General features: G+C 57.0%; 20 protein-coding genes. 8 read left to right on the top strand and 12 right to left on the bottom strand.

All coding sequences use genetic code 11. The features are described 5' to 3' along the window. Positions 1–409: 409 nt before the first annotated feature. Complete coding sequence (locus tag RWV98_RS07885; protein ID WP_317865057.1) at positions 410–1,807, bottom strand: MFS transporter; 1,398 nt, start codon at positions 1,805–1,807, stop codon at positions 410–412. A gap of 364 nt (positions 1,808–2,171) precedes the next feature. On the opposite strand from RWV98_RS07885, the gene RWV98_RS07890 reads away from it, so the two are divergent. Both RWV98_RS07890 and RWV98_RS07895 read left to right on the top strand, forming a co-directional pair. Further along, positions 2,172–3,008 carry a MurR/RpiR family transcriptional regulator gene (locus RWV98_RS07890; protein ID WP_317865059.1) on the top strand — a complete coding sequence of 279 codons (837 nt, stop codon included), beginning with the start codon at positions 2,172–2,174 and terminating at the stop codon, positions 3,006–3,008. A 509-nt stretch (positions 3,009–3,517) separates the two neighbouring features. Then, positions 3,518–7,075: an S-layer homology domain-containing protein gene (locus tag RWV98_RS07895; RefSeq protein ID WP_317865061.1), complete on the top strand. Its 3,558-nt coding sequence runs from the start codon at positions 3,518–3,520 to the stop codon at positions 7,073–7,075. 62 nt (positions 7,076–7,137) lie between these two features. Here the strand turns inward: RWV98_RS07895 and RWV98_RS07900 are convergent, their stop codons facing one another. Next, positions 7,138–8,541: a spore germination protein gene (locus RWV98_RS07900; protein ID WP_317865063.1), complete on the bottom strand. Its 1,404-nt coding sequence runs from the start codon at positions 8,539–8,541 to the stop codon at positions 7,138–7,140. Between the two features lie 188 nt (positions 8,542–8,729). Between RWV98_RS07900 and RWV98_RS07905 the strand changes: the two genes are divergently transcribed. Together RWV98_RS07905 and RWV98_RS07910 are read left to right on the top strand one after the other, a co-directional pair. Next, a complete protein-coding gene (locus RWV98_RS07905) occupies positions 8,730–10,724 on the top strand; it encodes a DNA gyrase/topoisomerase IV subunit B (protein WP_280961640.1) in 1,995 nt (664 codons plus the stop codon). A 19-nt stretch (positions 10,725–10,743) separates the two neighbouring features. Continuing rightward, a complete protein-coding gene (locus RWV98_RS07910; RefSeq protein ID WP_317865066.1) occupies positions 10,744–12,951 on the top strand; it encodes a DNA topoisomerase (ATP-hydrolyzing) subunit A in 2,208 nt (735 codons plus the stop codon). 56 nt (positions 12,952–13,007) lie between these two features. On the opposite strand, the gene RWV98_RS07915 is transcribed toward RWV98_RS07910, so the two are convergent. The 7 genes from RWV98_RS07915 to pepV form a co-directional block, all read right to left on the bottom strand. Then, entirely contained in the window at positions 13,008–14,363 is a 1,356-nt protein-coding gene (locus RWV98_RS07915; protein ID WP_317865068.1) for an MATE family efflux transporter, read from the bottom strand. 103 nt (positions 14,364–14,466) lie between these two features. Then, positions 14,467–15,042 carry a TetR/AcrR family transcriptional regulator gene (locus RWV98_RS07920; protein WP_280961636.1) on the bottom strand — a complete coding sequence of 192 codons (576 nt, stop codon included), beginning with the start codon at positions 15,040–15,042 and terminating at the stop codon, positions 14,467–14,469. Positions 15,043–15,150: 108 nt separating this feature from the next. After that, on the bottom strand, positions 15,151–16,080 hold the full coding sequence (cysK, locus tag RWV98_RS07925; RefSeq protein ID WP_317865070.1) for a cysteine synthase A: 930 nt from the start codon (positions 16,078–16,080) through the stop codon (positions 15,151–15,153). 662 nt (positions 16,081–16,742) lie between these two features. Continuing rightward, positions 16,743–17,246 carry a hypothetical protein gene (locus RWV98_RS07930; protein WP_317865072.1) on the bottom strand — a complete coding sequence of 168 codons (504 nt, stop codon included), beginning with the start codon at positions 17,244–17,246 and terminating at the stop codon, positions 16,743–16,745. A gap of 25 nt (positions 17,247–17,271) precedes the next feature. Next, on the bottom strand, positions 17,272–18,363 hold the full coding sequence (locus tag RWV98_RS07935) for a dipeptide epimerase (protein ID WP_317865074.1): 1,092 nt from the start codon (positions 18,361–18,363) through the stop codon (positions 17,272–17,274). 24 nt (positions 18,364–18,387) lie between these two features. Continuing rightward, positions 18,388–18,780 carry a hypothetical protein gene (locus RWV98_RS07940; RefSeq protein WP_317865076.1) on the bottom strand — a complete coding sequence of 131 codons (393 nt, stop codon included), beginning with the start codon at positions 18,778–18,780 and terminating at the stop codon, positions 18,388–18,390. A 22-nt stretch (positions 18,781–18,802) separates the two neighbouring features. Further along, complete coding sequence (gene pepV, locus RWV98_RS07945; RefSeq protein ID WP_317865078.1) at positions 18,803–20,167, bottom strand: dipeptidase PepV; 1,365 nt, start codon at positions 20,165–20,167, stop codon at positions 18,803–18,805. A gap of 216 nt (positions 20,168–20,383) precedes the next feature. Here pepV and RWV98_RS07950 point away from each other — a divergent pair, with 216 nt between their 5' ends. The 4 genes from RWV98_RS07950 to RWV98_RS07965 all read left to right on the top strand — a co-directional run bounded on the left by RWV98_RS07950 (position 20,384) and on the right by RWV98_RS07965 (position 23,022). Beyond that, on the top strand, positions 20,384–21,547 hold the full coding sequence (locus RWV98_RS07950) for a DUF819 family protein (RefSeq protein ID WP_280961631.1): 1,164 nt from the start codon (positions 20,384–20,386) through the stop codon (positions 21,545–21,547). A 71-nt stretch (positions 21,548–21,618) separates the two neighbouring features. Then, positions 21,619–22,209 carry a tRNA (mnm(5)s(2)U34)-methyltransferase gene (locus tag RWV98_RS07955; protein WP_317865080.1) on the top strand — a complete coding sequence of 197 codons (591 nt, stop codon included), beginning with the start codon at positions 21,619–21,621 and terminating at the stop codon, positions 22,207–22,209. A 6-nt stretch (positions 22,210–22,215) separates the two neighbouring features. Further along, positions 22,216–22,749: a hypothetical protein gene (locus RWV98_RS07960; RefSeq protein WP_280961629.1), complete on the top strand. Its 534-nt coding sequence runs from the start codon at positions 22,216–22,218 to the stop codon at positions 22,747–22,749. Positions 22,750–22,773: 24 nt separating this feature from the next. After that, entirely contained in the window at positions 22,774–23,022 is a 249-nt protein-coding gene (locus tag RWV98_RS07965; protein ID WP_317865083.1) for a hypothetical protein, read from the top strand. A 74-nt stretch (positions 23,023–23,096) separates the two neighbouring features. Here the strand turns inward: RWV98_RS07965 and RWV98_RS07970 are convergent, their stop codons facing one another. From RWV98_RS07970 to RWV98_RS07980, 3 genes are read right to left on the bottom strand one after another with little or no spacing between them, the layout of a single operon-like run. Next, positions 23,097–24,362 carry a diaminopimelate decarboxylase gene (locus RWV98_RS07970; RefSeq protein WP_280961625.1) on the bottom strand — a complete coding sequence of 422 codons (1,266 nt, stop codon included), beginning with the start codon at positions 24,360–24,362 and terminating at the stop codon, positions 23,097–23,099. A 39-nt stretch (positions 24,363–24,401) separates the two neighbouring features. After that, a complete protein-coding gene (locus tag RWV98_RS07975; protein ID WP_280961624.1) occupies positions 24,402–24,635 on the bottom strand; it encodes a DUF3006 domain-containing protein in 234 nt (77 codons plus the stop codon). Then, the gene (locus RWV98_RS07980) at positions 24,632–25,519 is read right to left on the bottom strand and encodes a ComEC/Rec2 family competence protein (protein WP_317865085.1); all 888 of its coding nucleotides are present in this window, start codon (positions 25,517–25,519) and stop codon (positions 24,632–24,634) included. The genes RWV98_RS07975 and RWV98_RS07980 overlap by 4 nt, the downstream gene beginning before the upstream one ends. Positions 25,520–25,522: the final 3 nt, after the last annotated feature.

Genomic DNA, 25,522 nt, shown 5'->3' on the forward strand with positions numbered 1-25,522 from the left:
GCATATCACCAAGTAGAAGGTAAATCTTGTAATCAGTATAGCACAGTCTTTGACCGATTTCCACGAAAAAACCGATAAAACGACACCGGCGCGCCGCAGGCTTCGCCGCTATCCGGACGACGGTTTTTGCGAATCAGGCAGCTTGTCGAAACGAGTCGTAAATTTTGTTTACAATCTCTTCAGACTTTCTACAAACTTTGGACATATCGGTAGGGTATTCTATTACCAGAGCAAAGGATTAGAAAGTTACCTCCTTTAAGGCAGGCTCTATAGAAAATCTGACCCGGTCCTGTGGGACGGAATACCGCGCAGGCTCCCGGGCAGTCCAAAGATACAGGCGGCTGAAAAGCGCCTTTGTTCATAAAAAGCACGCGCCGGAGCAAAAGCTCAGAGCGCGTGCTTTGGCGTATTATGAGTCGGCTTGCTTTTCCTGCGCCTGTTCCCGCGCAAGCATATCGGCCATGATGCCGGGATAGATGCGGTCCAGCCGGTACCAAAGCAGACAAATGGCGATCAGCGCCCAAGCCAGCAGGTTGCCGTAAATATAGATATGCTCGATCATAACGGCGGCCCGCGCGGGAATGACCGAGCGCCCGGAAAAGCCCGCGGCTTCCAGCAGCAGGCCGACCAGCGCCATGGTAGCGCCGCTGCCGAATTTTTGTCCGGCGGTGGTGGCGGAAACGATCAGGCCTTGCAAGCGCACCCCGGTTTTCCAATGGCCGTATTCAATGATATCGGCCAGCATGGAGTATTTAACGCCACGAAAACAGCCCTTGCCAATTCCGCGCAGCACGCAGGCGAACAGGGCAAGGCGCAGGCTGGCGGGAGAAAAAAGCTGCATGGCCATGCCGAGCGCCGCAATGACGGCGCCGGACAGCGCCACGCCCCGCTTGCCAAGGCGAAAGATGAACGGGGCGAGAAACAGCACGGTCACAATCTGCGGCACGGATTCAAACGCGGCGAGCGCGCCGGTCAGGTCGCGGTCGCCCAGCACATACTGCGCATAATAGGCGCTGCAAGAACCCGTGACCGCTTCGTAGAACGCGAGAAAAACCGAAAGCAGAAAAAACAAAAGAAAGTACCGGTTGGTCAGGATGAGGCGCAGGCCCTGCAGCAGCGGCACCTCGCGTCCCTCACGCGTTTTGGTTGCAAGCGGCACGCGCTCCCGGCAGTTTTGAAAACAGAACCAAAGCATGAGGATGGAGAGCGCGGCATAAAGCAAAGACACGGTGATCCAAGCGCGCTGCGTATTGCCCAATAGCGAAACGAGCGGGAAGGTGACGGCGGTAACGACCAGATTGCCGACCGCCGACATGCCGGTGCGGTACAGGTTGACGGAGGCGCGTTGGGCGGTGTCGCGCGTCATCAGCGTGGCAAGCGTGGCGTAGGGCAGGTTCAGCGCGGTGTAAACGACAGTTGTGCACAAGTTATAGGTGATGAAAATATAGACCGCCCGAACCCACTGCGAGCCCGGCGGCACCGTGAACAGCAGCACGGCGGATATCCCGTAGGGCAGCATCATCCATAGGATCCAAGCGCGCGCCTTGCCGTGCCTCGAGTGCGTCCGGTCGATCAGCGCGCCCACGATCACATCGCTGATACCGTCAAATATGCGGGAGATCATCAGAATCGTGCCGACGATCAACACGTCCACATGGATCACATTGGTGTAGAAATACAGCAGCAGCGAGGTCGTCAGGGCGAAAACGACGTTGCAGGCCACGTCGCCCATGCCGTAGGCCAGTTTTTCCCGCGTGCGGATGCGGGCGAACTGCGCATCCGCCGTGCCGGTGATCGGTGGTTCCACCCTGTGTTTCATTCCTCTCTTTTCGATATACCACTATCGTATCGCGTTACGGAATAAATATCAATTAGCATTCCTGTACAAGGTACTTTGTTCAATATTGTCATGGTATACAACGCCGTGCTGTGGTATAATAGCCGCAAAACGGCTATTATACTTTGATTAAATTAATTATACCATCAGCGGCTCTTAGGTGTGTTTTGGCTCTTCGGAATTGCTTGCCGCTGTGGTATAATAGCCGCAAGACGGCTATTATACCCGGATTAAATTAATTATACCATCAGTGGCGCGTAGGTGTGTTTTGACAATTTGAAAAAGCTTGCCACTGTGGTACAATAGGCAAAAGGGCGGAACGGGAGGCGGAAGTATGGAAAAAAACCTGTATATGCTGCTGGAGGGCAGATACCCCACGCTGCACCGGGTGGAAAAGAAAATCGCCGGTTATGTGCTGGCGCACGCCGACGCTGTGGTGACGATGAGCGTGCAGCAGCTTGCCAAGGAATTGGACGTGGCCGAATCGAGCATCGTGCGGTTCAGTAAAACGCTGGGCTGCTCCGGCTTCGCCGAATTTAAGCTGATGCTCGTGAAATATGCGCCAAGCGCGGCGCGCACGATCTTTGAGGAGCTTTCGCCGCAGGACGATGCGGCCGCGATCACCAAAAAGGTTTTTTCCCGCAACATCGATACGTTGGAGCGCGCGCTCGGCCTGTTGGATTTTGACAAGATCGGGCAAGCGGTCGACTGGATGGACGGCGCGGAGCGTATCGTATTTTATGCGCTGGGCGCTTCAGCGTCGATCGCGGAGGACTTTTATATCCGTTTGATGCGCATCGGTATGAACGCGCAGGCGGTGACCGACGCGCACCTGAGCCAAATATCCGCCGGTATGCTGTCTCGCCGCGCGGTAGCGGTCGGCATTACGCACACGGGCCGCACGTTCGAGGTGGTGCACGCGCTGGCGGCCGCGCGGGAGCAGGGCGCAAAGACCATAGCGATCACCGGCTTTCCGCAAACGCCGGTAGAGCGCGCGGCCGATCTGTGTCTTGAGCTGTATTCGCCCGAGCAGCTGTTTGTCTCGCCGCGCGTGGCGCAGGTGTCGCTGATCGATAGCCTGTATGTCGGGCTGGCCCTTCGCAGAAAGGCAAGCGCACTGAGCTACGTCAACCGCATGGAAAATTCGCTGAAAGATTTCCGCGTCAAATGAGCGGATAAAACAATTTACTAGAAGGGGGTGTAAAATAAATTTTCACAAATGAATAGAAAACTGTTGCAAAGCGAAGAATGCTACCAATTTTGTCATTCTGAGAAGCGAAGCGACGAAGAATCTCGCGCGAACGCGCGTTCCCAGCGTAAATTCCGCGCGTTCGCGCGAGATTCTTCACTTCGTTCAGAATGACATTTGGGTACTCTTCTATTTTGCAACAGTTTTTTTACAGCCCCTTCTTTTTCGCGGAATAATATTCCGTGATAATGAATATTGTTTTGATATGTCGCATTGCATAAGAAATATTATTCGATATTGTGAACAAGTGATGAAAATAAAAAAGATGTTGAGATTACCTTGATATTTTATAAAAAGGCAGATATATTGGATGAAAAGCGGAAGACGCGTTTGGTGGGGGAGGTGTGTGAGCGAACGCGTCCAGCTGATGGGAAATGAATAATATTTGAAAATGGAGCGAGCAAGAACACAGAAAAGGAGCAAAAGAGGAAATGAGGAATACGCTGAAAAAAGCGGTTAGCTGGCTGCTGACCGCGGTCATGCTGGCGGCCTGTTTGCCTGCGGGCTTTGCCGCCGAGGGGGCGGCGTTCAAAAACGGCCCGTATCTGATGGCCCCAAAGACCGATAGCATGGTCGTCGTTTGGGAAGCAACGCAAAAGACGGAGGCCACCATCGCCTACGGCACGGAGGAGAACGCGCTTTGCGAACCGATTCCGGTGCAGCCGCGCGCGGACGCGCCGGATTTTCAGGGCGCGAAAATGCAGCTTTACCAGTACCGGCTGGAAAATTTGAAACCCGGCGCCCGCTACTATTACGAGGTAAAGCTTGCCGGGGGAGAAAGCTGCAAAGCAAATTTTAAGACGCTGGAAAACGATCCGGAGAAAATAAACCTGATCTCGCTCTCCGATTCGCACGCCTTTGCCACCCGCGCCGAGCTGGACGCGGCGGTGAAGCAGTACGACCCGGCGTTCCTGCTGCACTGCGGCGATATCGTGGAGGGCACCGGCGCGCAGGCCGAGCAGTTCAGCTATTTTCTAAAGGGCGAAGCCGCGGATGATTTCATTCACTATTATCCGGTCGTGTATTCCAGCGGCAACCACGATCAGGGCGGCGTGTATTACAACACCTATATTTATGACGTGCAGGATAAGGAATACGGCGCCGTGGTAAACGGTGACAGCTCGTTTGATTACGGCGGCCTGCACATTACATTGATGAACAGCGCGCCATGGGGCCTGTACCAAATGAACTCCGAAGCGACCGGACAAAAGGCCGACGCCGCCACGATCGATACGATAAGCAAGGCGATGGATTGGCTGCGGGGGGATCTGGCTTCGGATGCGGCGAAAAACGCGGATTTCCGCATCATCACCATGCATCATCCGGTATCGGATGCGTATACCAAGCGCTATATCCCGGATGTGATCGAGCCGGGCAAGGTCGACCTTTTGCTGTCCGGCCACACGCACAGCTATGCGCGCGCGGTGTCTGCAAATCCGGCGGTAGGCGCTTCGACCGTGTACCTGACCCATCAGGACGCGCGCACCTATAACAAAAAGGGCGATTACTTCCATATCACCGGCGACGGCGACACGCTGACCGTGGATGTGTTCGGCGCGGAAAGCGCGGGCGCGGAAAGCAAGCTGGCCGTTTCCACCACGATCGCCAAGGAAAAGCAGGTGCTCGGCTATTCGGATGTTTCGCTTACGCCGAACGAGGTGCTTTATAACGGCTTCGTCACGGTCAAGGCGACGGTGACGAACAACGGCAAGGGCTTGGCGGCGGCCGTGCTGCCGGTCACGGACAACGGCGAAACGCGTTACCTGTACCAATTTGACGGCGAGACGAAAACGCTTGACCCGGGCGCGTCCGTCACCCTGACCGGCACGCTGTCCATGGGCACGCTGGGCAAGCACACGCTGAAGCTTGCGGACAAGTCCGTTGATGTGAACGTAAAATTCCGCGCCGCCACCTTTGACTACCGCAACATCCGCACCAAAATGGGCGACGGGGAAATGAGCGATATCGAAAGCAACACGCTGCACATTAAGGCGGATGTGACGAATATCGGCAACGAAGCGGGTACGGCCACGGCGGAATTCAAGATCGACGGCGAAACGGTCGAGACCAAGCAGTACAATCTGGGTTCGGACGAGACCAAGACGGCAGAGTTCAGCCATACCTTTGAAAAAGCCGGCGCCTATGAAGTCACGATTGGCAACGCCGCGCCGCAGACCGTTTACATCGAAGGTTCGATTCAGGGCATGCCGATCGTGAAGGACAAGTCCGGTAGCGGCAACAACGGCTATATCCACGGCCAGCCTGAGCTGGGCACGGACGACCAAGGCCGCCAGACGCTGATTTTGGACGGCAAACGCGATTATATTGAGATACCGGACAACGGCGGCTATACGGTCAAGGATGCGTGCACGGGCGTCGTATGGGCCAACCTGCCGGGCGCGGGTACGACCAAGCCCGGCGTTTCCGAGCTGACCGAGCAATATATCGATCTGGACGGCAAGGGCGCGATCCCGGATCACAATCCGCTCATGGTCAAGGGCATCGGTCTTGGCTGGGGCACGCCTTATCTGTTCCGCATGGCGGTGCGCGAAAACGGCAAGGTGACCTACGGCGTGTGCCTGCTCGACGATAACGGCGAGTTTAGCTGGAACGACGACAGCACTGAAAAAAGCGGCATCCAAAAGGATACTTGGGTGCAGTATACCAGCGCCTTTGACTTTGAGACCGGCGGCGACGCGTATGAAAACGACTACAACAGCTCGCACGTCGACAAGCCGCCTTTTACCGCGCCGGTCAAGAACTGGGAGGGCGAGCCGATGTACATCGGTCTCGGCTTCAAAAACACCTTGCAGACCGGGCGCGGGCGCGGCATGTACCACACCATGCTGCCGGGCGCGATCGCGCAGGTCCGCTTTTACACGGATAAGCTGTCCGCCGCTGAAAACGACACGCTCCGCGCCGCCCCAACGGCGGCCGGGCCCAAGGCCGACGCGCTGAAAATCTGGCTATCCTTTGAAGACAGTGATCTGAACCTGAGCGGTACGCATACCACCGAGTGGGTGACGGCCACGGCGGCGCCGTCCGCGCTCGCGTACGATGTTTCCTTTGGCGGTAAAGCCTCCGTCACAGCGACCGTGCAGACCTCGGACGACGGCAAGACGATAAAGGAAGAAAAAAACTATCCGCTTGAAAACGGTGCGAACACCGCCGCGCTGACCGGCTTGGGGCAGGCGAAGTATGTGCGCGTCAAAACGGCGTTCGTCTCGGATTTGAACAAGACGGAATCGAGCGTGCCGGTGCTCACGGAATATACGCTGACCGCGGGTTCGTCTAAAACGTGGAACACGCTGGTGGATTGGAGCAAGGGGACCTTTGAGGGCGCGGCGGGCCATCAGTCGGGCGATGTTTACCGCAACCACGCGAAGGATTTTGACGATTACGGCGAAACGGCGGATCAGGCGGATGTGTCCGGCTTTGCCGATACCGCGAACCATTGGGCGAAGAACGCGATCGAGCAGGTGGTGGAAGAGGGCCTGTTCACCGGTGCGAGCGCAACCGCGTTCGAGCCGGAAAACACCATGACGCGCGGCATGTTCGTCACCGTGCTGGGCCGCATGGCCGGTGCGAAGGGCGACGGCGCGGCCGCGGCCGCGGTTTTCTCCGATGTACCGGCGGACGCCTACTATGCGCCCTTTGTGGCGTGGGCCTCTGAAAACGGTATCGTCACCGGCACCGACCCCGGCCGGTTTTCGCCCGGCGAACCGGTCAGCCGCGAGCAGATGGCGGCGCTTCTGAGCCGCTACGCGGACTATGCCGCGCTGCCGCTGGGCGGCGACGCGGAACGGCAGGTGTTTGCGGACGATGCCAGCATCCGCGCGTTCGCGCGCGACGCGGTATACCGCATGCAGCAAAGCGGCGTGATTCTCGGCCAGCCGGGCAACGTGTTTGAGCCGCAGGGCAACGCGACCCGCGCCGAAGCGGCCACCATGCTCTGCCGTTTTGAAAAGCTGACGGAAAACGCGGCCTGACACGGCCACATAGATAAAGGAGCGCCTCCCGCATTTTCATGCGGGAGGCGCTCGCGTTTGTTTTATTGGCGGCGGACCGAGGGGCGAAACAGCTTTTTCATCAGCAGCTTGCCGTTAAAGGGGATCAAGGGGTACAGATAGCTGTGCCCCGAAAAGGTTTTGCACGAGAGCAGGATGACCAGAATAGCGAGCAGGCCGAGCAAAAAGCCCCAAACGTTCAGTGTGACGGTCAGGATCAGCAAGCCCATGCGCATGAATTTCATCGCATAGCCCAGCTCGAACGAAGGCTGGTTGAACCCGCCCAACGCGACAAAGGCCATATACAGCATGGCTTCGGAGGAAAACCAACCGGATTTGACCGCGAAATCGCCCACCACGATACCCGCGATCACCGAAAGCGAGGTCGTCAGCATCGAAGGCGTGTTCAGGGTGGCGAGCTTGAGCCCGTCAATGCCGAGTTCCAAAATGATCAGCTGCCAGAAAAGCGGCACCGCGGGCGGCTCGGAGGGAATGAGGAACGCAAGCCCCTCCGGCAGCCATGCGGGATTTTGGTTGACCAGCAGCCAAAGCGGCGTGACCAGCAGCATCAGCAGCAGCACGAGAAAGCGCGTCAGCCGCAGGTAAGAGCCGGTCAGCGGCGGGAAATAATAGTCGTTCGCCTCCTCCATGATGTCGAAAATAGAGGTCGGCAGCGTCATGGCGGCGGGGGAGTTGTCCACCAGAAGGACAACGTCGCCCTCGAGCACCTGCGCGGCGGCGGCGTCCGGCCTTTCGGTGTATTTGAAGCGGGGGAACGGGTTATACCATTTATGGGGCAGCAGCAGCTCGGCCAAGCTTTCGCTGTTCATGGTCAAAGCGTCCACCTGCTGTCCGTCCCGCGTCAGGCGGTCGCGCAGCTTTTTCAAAAGCGCGTCGTCCGCGCGGTCGGCCATATAGCAGAGCACCACGTCGGTTTTGCTCGCGGCGCCAAGCGTGAAAGCCTCCATCCGCAAGTGCGGCGAGCGTATACGGCGGCGGATCAGTGCACAGTTTAAAACCATGGTTTCAACAAAGCCGTCGTGCGAACCGCGAAAAACCTTGTCCTTCTCCGGCTCGGCGGTGTCGCGCTGGGGATAGGTGCGGATATCAAGCAGCACGTACTGCGCAAAACCTTCAATCAGCAGCGCGGTCTGCCCGGCGAGCACGGCGGTGACGACCTTGCTCTCATCCTGTTCCAGCGCGGCCTCGCAGTAGGGCACGGCAAGGTCTAAAAAGGCCTGTTCATCGACAAAGCAGGGATCGTCCTGCTTCAGGGAGTAGAAAAACTCCATGATCTTTTCAAACAGCTCGTCCTTGACAAAGCCGTCTATCAGCGTGAACATGGCGCGCCGTCCGGCGAAGCGCACCGGCCGCTCGAGCAGGTCAAAGCTTTTGTTAACGGCAAGCGCCTGCCGCAGCGCGCTCACCCGGGAATCGAAAGAAGACATGGCATTTCGTCCTTTCAGGGAGAATTACGGTTAGTTTGTGCGTAAATTGGGAGAAAATACACCGAGAGCAGTGCATCCAATTTGACGAAACGCAAGATGTGGTATATAATATAGTTGTGGTAATATGTATAAATTTTGACACCGGCGAAAGCGCCGGTTTTATTTGGGTATAGGAGTGCAAAAAAAGCATGAGTAAGGCAAAGCAGCATTACGGAAACGAAAGTATTTCCTCGCTCAAGGGCGCGGATCGCGTGCGCAAGCGCCCGGGCGTTATCTTTGGCTCGGACGGGCTGGAGGGCTGCGAGCACGCGGTTTTTGAAATACTTTCCAACTCGATCGACGAAGCGCGCGAGGGCTACGGCAGCGAGATCACCGTGACCCGGTACGAGGACGGTTCGATCGAGGTGGCCGACCAAGGACGCGGCATGCCGGTGGAGTGGAACGCGGCGGAAAACCGCTATAACTGGGAGCTGATCTTTTGCGAATTGTACGCGGGCGGCAAATACCAAAACGACACCGGCGAAAACTATGAGTTTTCGCTGGGTCTTAACGGCCTTGGCACGTGCGCCACGCAGTACTCCTCCGAATATATGGACGCTACCGTCGTGCGCGACGGCTTTGAATACAGCCTGCACTTTGAAAAGGGCGAAAACAAGACCGGCACCAAGGAAGGCTTCATTAAAAAGGAGACGACCTCGAAAAGGACCGGCACCAAGATTCGCTGGAAGCCCGATCTTGAGGTGTTCACCGATATCCGCGTGCCGCTCGATTATTATCAGGACACGCTCAAGCGGCAGGCCGTGGTCAACAATAAGCTGAAATTCATCCTGCGCGACCAACAGGGCGGCAAGTTTGAAACAAGCGAGTTTTTATATCAAAACGGCATTGTCGATTATGTGCAGGAGCTGGCCGGCGGGACGCCGCTCACCTCTGTGCAGTTTCTGGAAAACGAAAGGCGCGGCCGCGACCGCGCGGACAAGCCGGAATACAAGGTGAAGCTTTCCTGCGCGTTCTGCTTTTCCCCAAGCGAGCAGCGGCTGGAATACTATCATAACTCCTCGTGGCTGGAGCACGGCGGCGCGCCGGACAAGGCGGTGCGCTCGGCTTTTGTTTCCGCGATCGACGGGTATATCAAGCAGATCGGCAAGTACACCAAAAGCGAGAGCAAGGTCACCTTTCAGGACGTGGCGGACAGCCTCGTGCTGGTGACCAACTGCTTTTCCACCCAGACCTCGTACGAAAACCAGACCAAAAAGGCCATCACCAATAAATTCATTCAGGAAGCGATGACCGACTTTTTAAAGCAGGGTCTGGAAATCTATTTTATCGAAAACAAGGCCGAAGCGGACAAGATCGCCGAGCAGATTCTCATCAACAAGCGCTCGCGCGAGCAGGCCGAAAAAGCGCGCCTTAACATCAAGAAAAAGCTTTCCGGCAACCTTGATCTGGCCAACCGCGTGCAGAAGTTTGTCGACTGCCGCACCAAGGACGTTGCGCGCCGTGAGATCTACATCGTGGAGGGCGATTCGGCGCTCGGTTCGGTCAAGCAGGGGCGGGACAGCGAGTTTCAGGCCATCATGCCGGTGCGCGGCAAAATACTCAACTGCCTGAAAGCCGATTATGATAAAATTTTCAAAAACGATATCATCACCGATCTTTTAAAGGTGCTCGGCTGCGGGGTAGAGGTGCGCAACAAAGCCTCCAAGGACCTTTCCGCTTTTGATCTAAACAGCCTGCGGTGGAATAAAGTCATCATCTGTACCGATGCGGACGTGGACGGCTTCCAGATCCGCACGCTGATTCTGACCATGCTGTACCGCCTAACGCCCACGCTGATCGAAAAGGGCTTTGTCTATATCGCGGAATCGCCGCTCTATGAGATTGAGTGCAAGGGCAAAAGCTATTTCGCGTTCGACGAAACCGAAAAAGCCGCGATCATCAAAAAGCTGGAAGGCAAAAAAATGCTCATCCAGCGCTCCAAGGGCCTTGGCGAAAACGAGGCCGACATGATGTGGGAGACCACCATGAACCCGGAGACCCGCCGCCTGATCCGCGTCGAGCCAGAGGAAGCCAAGGCGACCAGCGATATGTTCGACCTGCTGCTCGGCGACAACCTCGCGGGCCGCAAGGAATATATTGCGGAAAACGGATATTTATATTTAGAGCTGGCCGATATCTCATAAACGATAGGTGAAAAACAATATGGCTAAAAAACCCGAGAAAAAAGAATATAAAGAGCATCCGTCCACGCCGCAGCGCATCACGGATACGCTGCGCGAGAACTATATGCCCTATGCGATGAGCGTGATCGTGTCCCGCGCCATCCCGGAGATAGACGGCTTCAAGCCCTCGCACCGGAAGCTGCTGTACACGATGTACAAAAAGGGGCTGCTGAACGGCAACCGCACCAAGTCCGCCAACATCGTGGGCGAAACGATGAAGCTCAACCCCCACGGCGACGGCGCGATCTATGAGACCATGGTGCGCCTGACGCGCGGCAACGAAGCGCTTTTAAACCCCTTTGTTGATTCCAAGGGCAACTTCGGCAAGGTCTATTCGCGCGATATGGCCTATGCGGCCCCGCGTTACACCGAGGCAAAGCTGGACGCTTTCTGCGCCGAGCTGTTCCGCGACATCGATTGCGACGCGGTTGATTTTGTGGACAACTACGACGGCACGATGAAGGAGCCTTCGCTGCTGCCGACGACCTTCCCGAACATCCTCGCTTCCGCGAATACGGGCATCGCGGTCGGCATGGCGTCGAACTTTTGCGGCTTCAATTTGGCCGAGGTGTGCCGCACCGCAATCGCCTGTATCAAGGACCCGGCGCACGACCTGCTTTCCACCTTGCCCGCGCCCGACTTTTCGACCGGCGGCGAGCTGATCTACGATGAAAACGAAATGCGCGCCATTTATGAGAGCGGCCGCGGTTCGTTCAAGGTGCGCGCTAAGTGGGAATATCAAAAAAAGGAAAATATCATCGAGGTCACCGAGATTCCGTATACGACCACGATCGAAGCCATAATCGACAAGGTGGCCGAGCTGGCCAAGGCGGGCAAGCTGCGAGAAATCGCCGATATCCGCGACGAGACCGACCTTTCCGGCCTGAAGCTGGCGATCGATCTCAAGCGAGGCACCGACCCGGACAAGCTGATGGCCAAGCTGATGAAGATGACGCCGCTCATGGACAGCTTTTCCTGCAATTTCAACGTGCTGATCGGCGGCTTGCCGCGCGTATTAGGCGTTCGGCAGGTGCTGGACGAGTGGACGGCGTGGCGCACCGAATGCGTGCGCCGCCGCGTATACTTCGATTTGAACAAGAAGAAGGACAAGCTGCATCTGCTGCACGGCCTTGCCAAGATTCTGCTCGATATCGATAAGGCGATCCGCATCATCCGCGAGACCGCCGAGGAAGCCGAGGTTATCCCGAACCTGATGATCGGCTTTGGAATCGACCAGATTCAGGCCGAGTATATCGCGGATATCCGCCTGCGCAACATCAATAAGGAATATATCCTTAAGCGCACGCAGGAGACCGAAGCGCTTGAAAAAGAGATCAAAAAGCTCGAAGAGATCGTGGGCAGCAAGGCGAAGATTCGAAATATCATCGTCGCGGAGCTGGAGCAGGTGATCAAAAAGTACCCGTCCGAGCGGCGCACCAAGCTCGTCACCGCCGAAGCCGTGCCCGTGTTCGACGAGACCGAACACATCGAGGATTACCCCGTGCTGCTCTTCTTGACGCGCGAGGGCTACTTTAAGAAAATTACGCCTCAATCCTTCCGCATGGGCAGCGAGCACAAGCTAAAGGATGGGGATGAGATCGTTTGGCAGGCCGAAACGACCAACAAGGCGGAGATCATCTTCCTGACCAACATGCAGCAGGCCTACAAAGCCCGCCTGTATGATTTTGACGACTGCAAAGCCTCCGCGCTGGGCGACTATCTGGCCTCTAAGCTCGGCATGGACGAAGGGGAAACGCCGGTGTTCGCGTTCCAGCCCGGCGATTACAAGGGGATCATGGCGGTCGTGTTCCAGAACGGCAAGGCCGCCCGTTTCTCGATCGACAGCTTTGAAACCAAGACCAACCGCCGCCGCCTGACGGGCGCGTATTCGGGCAAGTCGCCCGCCGTTCAGTTCTTCTTCCCGGTGGATGAAACGACCGAGATCACCATGTTTTCCACCGCGAACCGCGCGCTGACCTTCCGCGCGGGCATGCTGGATATCAAGGCCAGCCGCTCGACACAGGGGGTACAGGCGATGGTGCTGCGCGGTAAGCACACGGTCACCCGCGCCGTCCGCATGGAGGACGCGGCGCTTACCGATAACGGCCGCTACCGCTGCCGTTCCATTCCCTCTATCGGAGCTTTGCTGACCGATGAGGACCTGCCGGATAAGCAGCTGACGCTTTAATATCGTATGGCTGAGAGGGCTGTGAAAACCGTAAAGGTTTTCACAGCCCTTTTGTCTTAACTTGCGGACGTGCTTTCGCTTTGCCATGCGTTTGCTTTCAGAACAAAAAACACGGTAAGCAGGGTCGAAAAAAGGTCGGCCGCCGGCTGTACGCAGATCACGCCGGTCAGGTCGAACAGCCGGGGCAGGGTGAATATGAGAGGGAAGAAGAAAATACCCTGCCGGCTCAAGCTGAGCGCGCTGCCGATCAGGCTATTCCCAATCGCCAGATAGAGGGAAGCGTACACCATTTGAAATCCAAAGGTGATGAGCAGCACGGCGTTCAGCCGCAGCGCCTTGCTGGCCAGCGCGATCATCTGCGCGTCGCTTCCGAAAAGGGAAACCACCGGCTCGGCAAATACGATCAGCGCCGCCGCCGCGATCACGCAAAAGGCGGTCGACCAGATCAGGCAAAGCTTAATGGACTTTTGCAGCCGCCCCAGCTGCTTCGCGCCGTAATTGTAGCCCGCGAAAGGCTGAAAGCCCTTTAGAAAACCGAACACGACATAGGTGGACACGGTCATGATCCGGGTGACGGCCCCCATGGCCGCGACGGCATAATCGCCATAGGGCTTGGCAGCCGTATTAATCAACCCCATGGACGCGCTGGCCAGAAACTGAAACAGAAGCACGGGAACGCCTATTTTTAAGATTTCGCCGTAAATTTTTCCCGAAATTGTGATCTTGCGCAGAGAAAACCGCAGCACACCCTTTTTCTTTGCGATATAGCCGAGATAAAGCGCCATATTCAGGCACAGAGAGAGCACGGTGGCGATCGCCGCGCCCTCGATGCCCAGCTTCATGCCATAAATCAGGATGGGGTCCAAAATCACGTTCGCAAGGCTGCCCGTTAGCATGGCGGCCATGGTAAAGCGGGTAGCGCCCTGCGCGGTAAGCAGGTTGTTCATGGATACGGTGAACACGTTGATGATAGAGCCCACGACATAGATTTTCGCGTAGGCGCGCGCATAGGGCAGAATCGTTTCCGTAGCGCCGAGAGAGGTCAATACGGGATCGAGAAAAAGAAGGATGACCGCGATGATCGCGCCGCCCAATAAGATACCGGAGAAAAGCGCGGTCGAAGCGGTCCGGTCCGCATGCTCGTGATCGCCTTTGCCGAGCAAGCGGGAAATGTAAGAGGATGCGCCCGCGCCGAACATCATGCCAAGGCCAATGATGATTTGCACGATCGGGAACACAACGGATACGGCGCCCATTTGGCTGAGCCCCAACCCGCCCACGAAATATGCGTCGATCACGTTGTACAAGGCGGAGATCAGCATGCCGACCATCGTCGGTATGCCCAGCTTGAGCAGGGCGGAAGCAACGTTCGCTTCCCGCAAAAGATAGAGGTGCGTGGATTTTTCAGACATGGTCATGTCCTCCTAAAAATGGTTTTATATGATCGGCAAAGCCGGGATCATTAACGAAAACTGAACGTTAGTTCGATATTGTTCAATAAAAAAAGGAACCGGCCTAAAGGCCGATTCCGGATAAATACATTTTGGATAATTTGTGAAGGGTCATAACAGCCCATTCCTTTCCCTTATCATGATACATGATCTGCATCAGGCCATCAACAAAGTTGCTTGCAATGATATGGACAAAAACCTCGTCCGCGGTCTCGTCGTTACAGTGCTGCGCCAAATGTTTCTCTATTTCGGCGATAAAGCGATCTTTTTCATGGTCGTACTTGGTGCCGCCGCTTTGATCGATCAAAATAATAAATTCCTCGCGGTGGTCAAATAGGTCGAGCAAGCAGTCGATTTCGGCTGTGCTCAGTCCGTAAATAGCGTTGCCGCCGTGCATCCGCTGGGGTTCCTGCCGGTCACCCGCGCAGAGGACGCGCTCCCAATCGTACAGAACGGGGAGGAGTACGGCGTCGAAAAGCGCCTGCTTGTTTTTATAGTAAGAGTAGATCAGGCCGGTCGGTATTTTGGCCCTTTGGGCAATGCTGCGCATAACAGCCGCCTGATAGCCCTTTTCAAAAAATTCCGCCAGCGCGGCCTTTAAAATATTCTCGCGGATTTCATCCTTTAACACCTGCGGCATAGCGTCCTCCAATATTGAACTTATGTTCAATTATAAGGCGGAGCATACGCTTTGTCAAGGAACAAAAAAGCGCATTGCAGAAAATTCCGCAATGCGCCAAGCGATGTATCATTCGTCGAACAGTGGGGTGGAGAAGTACCGCTCGGCGGTGTCGGGCAGCACGGTAACGACCGTTTTGCCGGGGCCGAGCTTGCGCGCCAGTTGGATCGCGGCGGCTACGTTGGTACCGCTGGAAATGCCGCACATCAGCCCTTCCAGACGGGCGAGGTCGCGCGCGGTCTGAATGGCTTCGTCGTCGGACACAATGTACAGGTTATCGTAAATTTCCGTATTCAGGTTTTTGGGGATCACGCCGTCGCCTATGCCCATTTGCAGGTGCGTGCCGATCGATCCGCCGGACAAAATGGCCGCGTTTTCCGGTTCGACCGCCCAAATTTCCAGCCCCGAGTTATGCTCCCGCAGCACCTCGCCGATGCCGCTGATCGTACCGCCCGTACCAAAACCGGCGCAGAAGCCGTCGATCGGGCCGCCAACCTGCTCTAAAATCTCAAGCGCGGTGTGCGCGCGATGCACGGCGGGGTTTGCCGGGTTGTCGAACTGCTGGGGAACAAATACCTTGGGATCGCTCGCGGCCATATCCATGGCCTTTTGCAGGCACTGATCGATACAGTCCCCAATATTGCCCGCGTCGTGCACAAGAATGACCTCGGCCCCGTAATGGCGGACGAGCTTCCGGCGTTCCTCGGATACCGAATCCGGCATAATGATGACCGTGCGGTAGCCCTTTACCGCGCCGCACAGCGCAAGGCCGATGCCTTGATTGCCGCTTGTCGGCTCGACAATGATGGTGTCCGGGCCGATCAGACCGCGCTTTTCCGCGTCCTCAATCATGTTCAGCGCGGTGCGCGTTTTGATCGAACCGCCTACGTTAAGGCCTTCGTACTTGACCAGCACCTCAGCGCCGCCCTCGGGCGCCATATGGCTCAGTCGCACCATCGGCGTGTGGCCAACGGCCTCTAGAATATTGCTGTAAACCATGTTAAATGATCTTCCTCTCAAACGTGTTGTCCAATAGCTATTATTATAACACAGTTCATTCTATATGGGTAGGAGAGAATTTGTTTAAAAAGGTGATACGGTCAGTATACAAAAATGAAGTTCTCAGTGTAAGAACTGAGAACTTCATTTGGTGTTTCATTGGAGCGGCGGTGAGGTCACCAATGTCCTTCGGTTAAGAATAACTGACTCCTATACAACATAGCGCCGCCCTTTGGCCTCCCCACGGCGGGGCATATGCGTAAACTTAAGCAGCGTATGCATAGAGCGCTCTTTGGGCTTCCCCCGACGAGGGGAAGCTGGCACGGCGAAGCCGTGACTGATGGGGGGCGCATGAATTGGCAGCATGATGTGCGTGTCTGCCTTAAAGTGCGCTATTCGTTACGCCCCCCATTCGTCACGCGCCTACGGCGCGCGCCACCTTCCCCTCGTGGGGGGAAGGCTAGAAAACGGTCTTTGGCCCCCCGCGCATTGCTTAAGTTTACGCATATGCCCGACGACGGGAAGGCCAGAAAGCGGTCTTTGGCCCCCGCGCATTGCTTAAGTTTACGCATATGCCTCGTCGGGGGAAGCCCAAAGGGCATTTGCTACCCAATTAGTACTTACTCACTCTTAACTAAATGACATTGGCGGGTCACCCCGTCCTACGGCATATGTGATTCATGATGCCTTTCCGCCTTTTTACCGAACAGCACAAATAAGTACGGCACAAAGAGGGACACGATGATACCGCCCCAAAGGGGAAACGCGGGAAAAATCTGAAACACGCCCTGCAAAAAGGCAGAGGAAAACTGTATGGGCAGGCCAAGCAGCAAAAACAGGGTTATAGGATAAGCCCCCATCAACTGCACGACCTTTTCAAGAACCAGAAAAACGACGTGATACACTACGACGAGCGAGGCGGACAGGGCGAGTTCACGGCGGGTCATGCGCCGAGCAAACAGCAAACCCACCAGAAGGAACAAAACCAGACCCATACCGACTAAAATCAACGTATGGGGAAGATTAATCACCTCGGAGCTATACACGCCGTTCGCGTCCGGCAGCAGCGCCCGCGTAAGTTGAAACGCAGAAACGAAGTCTGTGATCGTCAGCACAATGCCACAGACCGTGCAGAGCAAGGGAATACGTAAATAGGGATGGCCCATATCAAGCACCTCCCGGCACGATACATTAATCGAGGTATGTAATCTTTTCGATCCCCTTGATCCCAAGACCCGGCTCGTCGGAAACGGTGATGTCCTTTTCATGGAACACCGCGCCGCCGAGGATGGGATCCTCCAGACAGAGCACGGGGCCGTCCAGATCGACCTTGGTGATGATCTGCTTGGCGCAGGCCAGATGAATCGCCGCGTTGACCGAAATTTTTGCTTCCAGCATACAGCCGATCATACACTCGACGCCGTAAACCTCGGCGGCGGACGCAATCTTGAGCGCGTTGTACAGGCCGCCGCACTTCATCAGTTTAATATTGACCAGATCGGCCGCGCGCATCTGCATGATGGTCAGCGCGTCGGAGGGGCCCTGCACGCTTTCATCCGCCAACACGGGAATCGATACGTTGTCCGTCACGTATTTCAGGCCGACAAGGTCGTGCTGATGCACCGGCTGCTCGACAAATTCGATGTCCAGCCCCTTGTCCTCCATCTGGCCAAGGATGCGCACGGCTTCCTTGGGCTTCCAGCCCTGATTTGCGTCGATGCGGATACGCACATCCGAACCGACCTCCTTGCGGATGGCCTCCAGCCGCTTCAGGTCGAGCGGCGCGTCCTTGCCGACCTTGCATTTCAGGCAGTCGTATCCACGGTCGATCGCGTTGCGCGCGTCGCGGGCCATTTCCTCCGGATCGTTCACGCTGATGGTGATGTCGGTAACGATCTTATTGCGGCTGCCGCCCATCAGCTTGTAAACGGGAATGCCGTAAAGCTGGCCGTAAAGATCCCACAGCGCCATATCGACCGCGGCCTTGGCGCTTGTATTCTTGAGGATACAGGCGTTCAGCGCGAGCATCAGGTTTTCAAAATCATCCACCTCGCGGCCGAGAATGGTGGGGATGATGTGATCGCGGATCGCGCCGATGATCGCGCCCGCGGTATCGCCCGTGACCGCGCCGGTCGGCGGCGCTTCGCCATAGCCGATCGCGCCCGTGTCGGTGTGAATCTCAACGATAACGTCCTCCACCGAGGAGACCGAGCGCACCGCCGTTTTGAACGGCACGCGCAGCGGCACGGAGATCTTGCCCAGTCTTACTTTGGTGATTTTCATATTGTCATGCTCCTTCACTATTTGTCAGGATAGAATCTTCCAGTAGGTGTTTTTTTCACCTATGTTAATAGCCAGCCAATGGCCGAGTGAGTCAGCGGCAATAAAGAGATAAACCGGTTCCTCTTCAATCGGCGAATAGTCAAGCAAAATTTCGTACCAGCCGGAACCGGAGGAGCCCTGCGGCATCATGCGCCGGACCTTGAGTGACTGAAGCCGCCGGTAGGTCTCGTCCAGATCGAAGCCGGTCAACTCTGTTTCTGTGAAATTCGCGCCCGCCGTGCCGATCTTGATCGTCATACCGGTAAGGGGCGCGTACGGCAGTATGCCGGACAGCGGCCGGGATCGAAAATACGTTCCCCAAAGAATACCCGCCGTGCAGAAAACAAGCGCCAGCACGCTCCATGTGCGCTTTCCCATGTCCCTTTTCCTCGGTTCCCGTTTACTTCGCCAGCTCGAACATGGCCGAGGCGATGATCTCGGCGTTTTGCAGCAGGCGTTCAACCTCCATATACTCATCCGGCTTGTGCTCGCGCACCTCGTCGCCCGGAAAAATCGGCCCAAAGGCCACCAGATTCGGGATCGACTTGGCATAGGTGCCGCCGCCGATGGATTTTAAAACCGCTTTGTCGCCGGTCTCGGCTTCGTAAACGCGGGATAGCTTTGCAATCAATTCGCTTTCGGGCGGCATATAAATGGCAGCCTTGTGGCGCATTTCGGTCTCGGTAAAGCCCGCTTCGGCAAAGGCTGAGCGCAGCGGGGGCGCGGCTTCGTCGAAGGTCCTCGTAACGGGGTAGCGCACGGAAAGCGTGACGGATACCTCGTCCTCGCCGCCGCGGATCACACCTAGGTTGACGGTCAGATCGCCCGAAAGCTCATCGCGCATGGCAAGACCCAAATGCTCGCCGCGCGTTTCCATGCCGATGCGCTCCGCCAAAAAGGTCAGCGTGTCCTTTACATCGCCTTCGGTCAGCGGCAGTTGTAAAAGCGCCTGCGCCAGACGGCCAATGGCGTTTTCGCCTTGCTCGGGCGTGGAGCCATGCGCCGAAACACCCTGCGCTTCCACACGGATGCCGCCTTGGATCGGCGTTGCGGTCACTTTATCGGCATGTATCCGATCCGCCGCTTCGGGCGGGCAGGAGAGTTCGGCAAAGGCGAAGGCGGGGGACACGTTGGACGCCGTGCCGCCCTCGATCCGGCGCAGGTGATACGCGCCGTTTTGGCGCAGCTTGCGGCTGTAAGAGCAGTTCATGATGCCCTTTTCACCGTTGATGATCGGATATTCGCCATCCGGCGTAAAGCCCATGACGGGGATTTCGCCGCCCTTTTCCAAATAGTACTTCATATCCTGACAGCCGGTCTCCTCATTGGTGCCGAACAGCAGACGGATGCGGCGGGAAAGCGGCGCGCCCGCATCCTTTAACGCGGCCAGCGCGTACAGTGCCGCCACGGTGGGGCCTTTATCGTCCATGGTGCCGCGCCCATATATGCGGCCGTTTTCGATCTGGCCGCCAAAAGGCTCGCGCGTCCAGCCGTCGCCCGCGGGAACGACGTCCAAATGGCCCAGAATGGCCACCATTTCCTCGCCCTCGCCATACTCGCACCAGCCCACGCGCCCGTCCATATCGGTGGCCGGAAAGCCCAGCTTTTCGCAAAGCGCCAGCATCTGGTCAAGACTTCGCCGGACCTCGGCCCCGTAGGGCGCGCCGTTCTCCGCCGGGCCTTCGACGCTGGGGATGCGGATAAGCGACGCTAGATCGGCAAGCAAGTCGTCCTGATGCTGCCGGAGATAAGCTTTAAAATCCATCCTTGTCCTTCCTTTCCTTATGTTCCATATGCTTATTGTACCCGAAAATACGGTGTATTGCAAATAAATGCACAAAAAACTTATGCCCAAAAGCAAAATAATTAAGCATATTGCAATGGGAGGAAAAATCATGTATAATGGGAGCAGACAACTGCCGCGCTCCGTGGGGAATTTGGTGGGGCGGGGGAGAAAACTGAAAAAAGAGAGGGAAACTGTATGATCACCAACGGCTTTACTTACATTGCGGTTCTGGTATTTCTGGCCGCCGTTTTGGTCGGCGCGGAAAAGCTGACCAAATGGAAATTCTTCAAGTTTGTGCCGCCTGTCGTGCTGCTGTACCTGCTGACCATGGTGCTTTGCACGGTCGGCGCATGGGATATGGAGGCGACTGCACCCGCGTATGGTGCGATGAAAAACAACATTCTGTACGCCATGCTTGTGTTGATGTTGCTGCGCTGCGATATCCGCAAAATCCTAAAGCTCGGCCCGCGTATGCTGGGCGGCTTCTTCGCGGCAAGTATCTCCATCGCCATCGGCTTTATCGCTACCTACGCCATAATGCACTCCCAGCTCGGTGCGGACGCATGGAAGGCCCTCGGCGCGCTTTGCGGCAGCTGGATGGGCGGTTCGGGCAACATGGTTGCCGTGCAGGAGGCGCTGCATATCGGCCCGGCTGACATGGGCTACGCGCTCGTCATCGACTCGATCGACTATTCCGTTTGGGTCATGTTCCTGTTGTGGGCGATCTCGTTCGCGCCGCAGTTCAACAAGTGGACAAAGGCTTCCACCTCCACGCTCGACGAGGTATGCAAGCGTTTGGAAGACGAGCAGTTGGCGAATGAAAGCCACATCACCTTTGCCGGTTTGCTGTTTCTGGTGGGCAGCGCGCTTTTGGTGTCGGCGGTCGGTCAGAACATCGGTGCGGCTATCAACGGCGTTGCTCCGTGGTTGGATAAGGCGACGTGGACGGTGCTGTTCGTCACGGTTGTCGCGCTGATAGCGGCGGTCACGCCGATGGGCAAGATTGCCGGTTCGGCCGAGCTCTCCAACGTGTTCCTGTATATCGTCATCGCGCTTCTTGCCTCGCGCGCGAGCCTGCTCGAGATGACAGACGCGCCGATGTGGATTCTGTCCGGCTTTATGATTCTCGCGATTCACGGCATCATCCTTGTCGTGCTCGCCAAGATCTTCAAGCTCGATATGTTCACCTGCGGTGTGGCCAGTCTTGCCAATATCGGCGGCACGGCCTCCGCGCCGATTCTGGCGGCGTCCTACTCGGGCGCGCTGGTTCCGGTCGGCGTGCTAATGGCGCTGATGGGTTATGTCATCGGTACCGGCGGCGGTATAATCGTTGCAAATATTATGAGATTGTTTGCGTAAACGCATACTCGAAAATGGACGCGAAAGCGTCCATTTTCTATTTAATTCGGACAAGGGAAGGGAAGATCGCTATGCAGCTCAATACCTTGGGCGCGGTACATGAATTTTTGAGGCGGCAGGTGCGGCCCGGCGCGGTGTGCGTTGACGCGACGGCGGGACGAGGGCGAGACACGGCGCTGCTTTGCAGGCTCGCGGGTGAAGCGGGGCGCGTTTTAGCGTTCGATATCCAACCGGAAGCGATACGGCAAACGCGCGCGCTGCTGGAAAAAGAGGGACTTTGCGCCGAGGTAATACAGGATAGCCACAGCCACATGGAAGCCTACCTGCCGCCTGAAACGGCGGACTGCGTGGTTTTCAATTTCGGTCGCCTGCCGGGCGGCGATCCGGCCGTCTTTACGACGGCAGACACCTCGCTGCCCGCGATCGACGCGGGACTGCGGCTTCTCAAGCCGGGCGGCGTAATGGCGCTGGCGCTGTATTACGGCGGCGCGAACGGCTACGCCGAACGGGACGCGGTGCTGACGCACCTGCAAACGCTGGACGCAAAGTCCTTTACCGTTTTGCGGTGCGACTGGCTCAACCGTCGAAACGACCCGCCGATCCCGATTTTTATCTGGAAAGAACAGGGGCTATGTGGTACAATGAAGCAAAAAGGAGAGTGAAACGATATGCCATGGTGTCCCAAATGCGGGGCGGAATACCGCGAAGGCTTTACGGAGTGCGCGGAATGTCACGTCGCGCTGACCAATATCGAGCCGCGTCCGGAGGAGAAGGAACCGGAACCCCAAGAAGAGTTGATGCCGGAAGGGTTTGAAAATCCCATCGCTATTTATACCGCGTCTTCCAAGGAGGACGCAGACATGCTCTGCGAAGCCCTTCGGGAAGAGAATATCACCGCGGCCACGCGCATGGCGGTGTTTTCACAATTAAACCGCGTCTATGGCGGCGGTTCGGCGCGTTACGGCGTTCAGATCATTGTGGAGGCGAGTCAAACGGCTGCCGCCCGCGCGGTGATCGAGCGTTTCATGAGCGACTTGAAGGACGCCTCGATCGACGACGACGAGCTGGCCCGTCTGGCTGAGGAGCAGGCAACGGAAATGCCCGAGCAGCCGATGGAGGATAACGCTTCTTTCAAAATGATGCCGGTGATCGCGGGTGTGATCGCCTTAGCGCTCGTTTTGCTGTACTTTATCACACGCTGAGCTTAGGAAAGGGGGAAACCTTGCATGCCATGGTGTCCCAAATGCGGCGCGGAGTTCCGGGAAGGGTTTACAACCTGCAACTCCTGTCATGTGCCGCTGATCGACCATAAGCCGGACGGCACCGAGGAAGTGCCGCCCGAGCCGCAATACGGCGAAAAGTGGCTGCAGAACGATAAGAAGCGCGCTCTTACGCTTACCGCCCTGCGCGCGCTGATCATCCTGTTTCTGGCGGCGGCCGTTCTGCTGCTCATCGCGGATAAAGGTATTTTTTAAGCCGCGAATCGCTCGCAAAATCATATACGAAAAGGGCGCGTTGCAGATCTTTGTTCTGCAACGCGCCCTTTTTATCAATCGATATCGTCGAACAGATGCGTAAAATCAAATGTTGCGAAGTAGTCCTTCGGGGTTTCTGCGCGGCGCATGAGCTCGGTCGTGCCGTCCTCGCGGAGCAGAACCTCGGCGGAGCGAAGCTTGCCGTTGTAGTTGTAGCCCATCGAGAAGCCGTGCGCGCCCGCGTCGTGAATGAACAGGTAATCCCCGATGTCGATGCGGGGCAGGTTGCGGTCGATCGCGAACTTGTCGTTGTTTTCGCACAAGCCGCCGGTCACATCGTAGGTGCGGTCGTGCAGGGCGTTTTCCTTGCCCAGCACGGTGATGTGATGGTAAGCGCCGTACATGGCGGGGCGCATCAGGTTGGCCGCGCAGGCGTCCAGCCCGGCATATTCCTTGTGCGTGTGCTTGTGATGGATGCACTTCGTAATCAACGCGCCATAGGGGCCGAGAATGAAGCGCCCCATCTCGGTGTAGATGGCGACGTCGCCCATGCCGGCGGGAACAAGAATCTCGTCATACGCGCGGTGCACGCCCTCGCCGATCGCGAGGATATCGTTCGGCTCCTGCCACGGCTTATAGGGGATGCCCACGCCGCCCGACAGGTTGATGAACGCGATGTGCACGCCGGTTTCCTTTTGCAGCTCGGCCGCGGTCTTGAACAGGATGCGGGCCAGTGCCGGATAGTACTCGTTCGCCACGGTGTTGGAAGCAAGAAACGCGTGAATACCGAAGTTTTTGACGCCCTTGCTCTTCATGATTTTGAACGCTTCGGAAAGCTGATCGCGGGTCATACCGTACTTGGCTTCTTGCGGAGTGTCCATGATCTCGTTTTCGAGGACAAAATCGCCGCCCGGATTATAACGGCAGGACATGGTCTCTTTCCACGTGCCCACTCGGTCGTAATAATCCAGATGGGTGATATCGTCAAAGTTGATGATCGCGTCCAGATCGGAGGCAAGCTTGAAATCCTCATCCGGCGTGACGTTGGAGGAGAACATGATATCGTGTCCCGTGACGCCGCAAGCGCGGCTCATCTGAAGCTCCGTGTAAGAGGAGCAGTCGCAGCCAAAGCCTTCCTCGTGCAGGATCTGGATCAGGCGCGGGGTGGGCGTTGCCTTTACGGCAAAATACTCGCGGTAGCCGGGGTTCCAAGCAAAGGCCTGACGTACCTTGCGGGCGTTTTCGCGAATGGCCTTTTCATCGTACAGGTAAAACGGGGTGGGGTAAGTCTTTACCATCTCCTCCACTTCGGGGAGGGTGACAAAGGGTTTCTTTTCCATTGAAATTTTCGCCTTTCCTTTATAGCTTGAGGGGGGTGGTTAGTCGTCCATATTCTTGCCGAGCAAGCGCTCGAACCGGCGGCGCATATCGTCTTCAATGCGCTGGGTCTCCAGTTCGTCAATAGCGGTGATGCGGCCATTTTCAACGGTGACGACCATACCCTCCGCTACCATGGCGGGTGCTTCGGCGCGGGGAAAACGGATCAGCTCGTCATCGATCTCGACGATGACGAAATCGCCTTCAAAGCGATCCACAATACCGGATTGTTTCATGCAGCATTCTCCTTGGTGACAGATGGTTGGTCGAACGGTAGGATCACCGCGCCTTCTTCGGCGGTGATGTGGATGGTGGAAACGCCGACCTTTTGAAGATTTTGCAGCGTATCCGGGTCGGGGTGTCCGAAATCGTTATCCTGCCCGCAGCTGATCACGGCGACGGAGGGATGAACGGCACGGAGAAACGCGGGGGTGGACGAGGTCGCGCTGCCATGGTGGCCCACCTTCAGCACCTCGCACGAGAGGCGGGGATGCTTGCTGAGAAGCGCCTTTTCGGCGGCGGCCTCGGCGTCGCCCATCAGAAGCACGCTGTGCTCTCCCGCCACAAAGCGGGTGATGAGCGACCGGTCGTTTAGGTTTTTCAGTTTTTCGCGCGACGGCGCGGGGCCAAGAAATTCGAGCGCCGCGTCCGAACGGAAGCGAAGCGTTTCGCCGTCCTCGGGAACGATGGGGCGGATGCCGCGCTTTTCAAGGGCGGTGAGCAGCCTGTCGTACGCGGCGGTGTTCGCGGTTTCCGGGCCCATGTAGAAATTATCGATGGGGAAGGCGTCCACCACCTGCGCCATGCCGCCGATATGGTCGGCGTGCGGATGGGTCGCGACGGCCGCGTAAAGCTTTTTCACGCCGAGCGCGCGGAGGTATTCGACCACCGTATCGCCCGCGGAGGCCTCGCCCGCGTCGATCAGCACGGCGTCGCCGCCCGAAAGGAGCAGCGTCGCGTCGCCCTGACCAACGTTGATAAAGTGTACGGCGGTGTCCTCCGTGAGCACGGAGCCCCCGAAAGAATAACCGGCAAGGCTCAACGCGCCGTCCGCTATGACCAACAGTGCCGCGAGAAGCAGCAGTACAAGACGGAGCTTGCGATGTGCGCGGGTCTTCAAGCG

The organism is Agathobaculum sp. NTUH-O15-33 (genome assembly GCF_033193315.1).
In the GTDB taxonomy this organism is placed as follows: Bacteria; Bacillota; Clostridia; order Oscillospirales; family Butyricicoccaceae; genus Agathobaculum; species Agathobaculum faecihominis_A.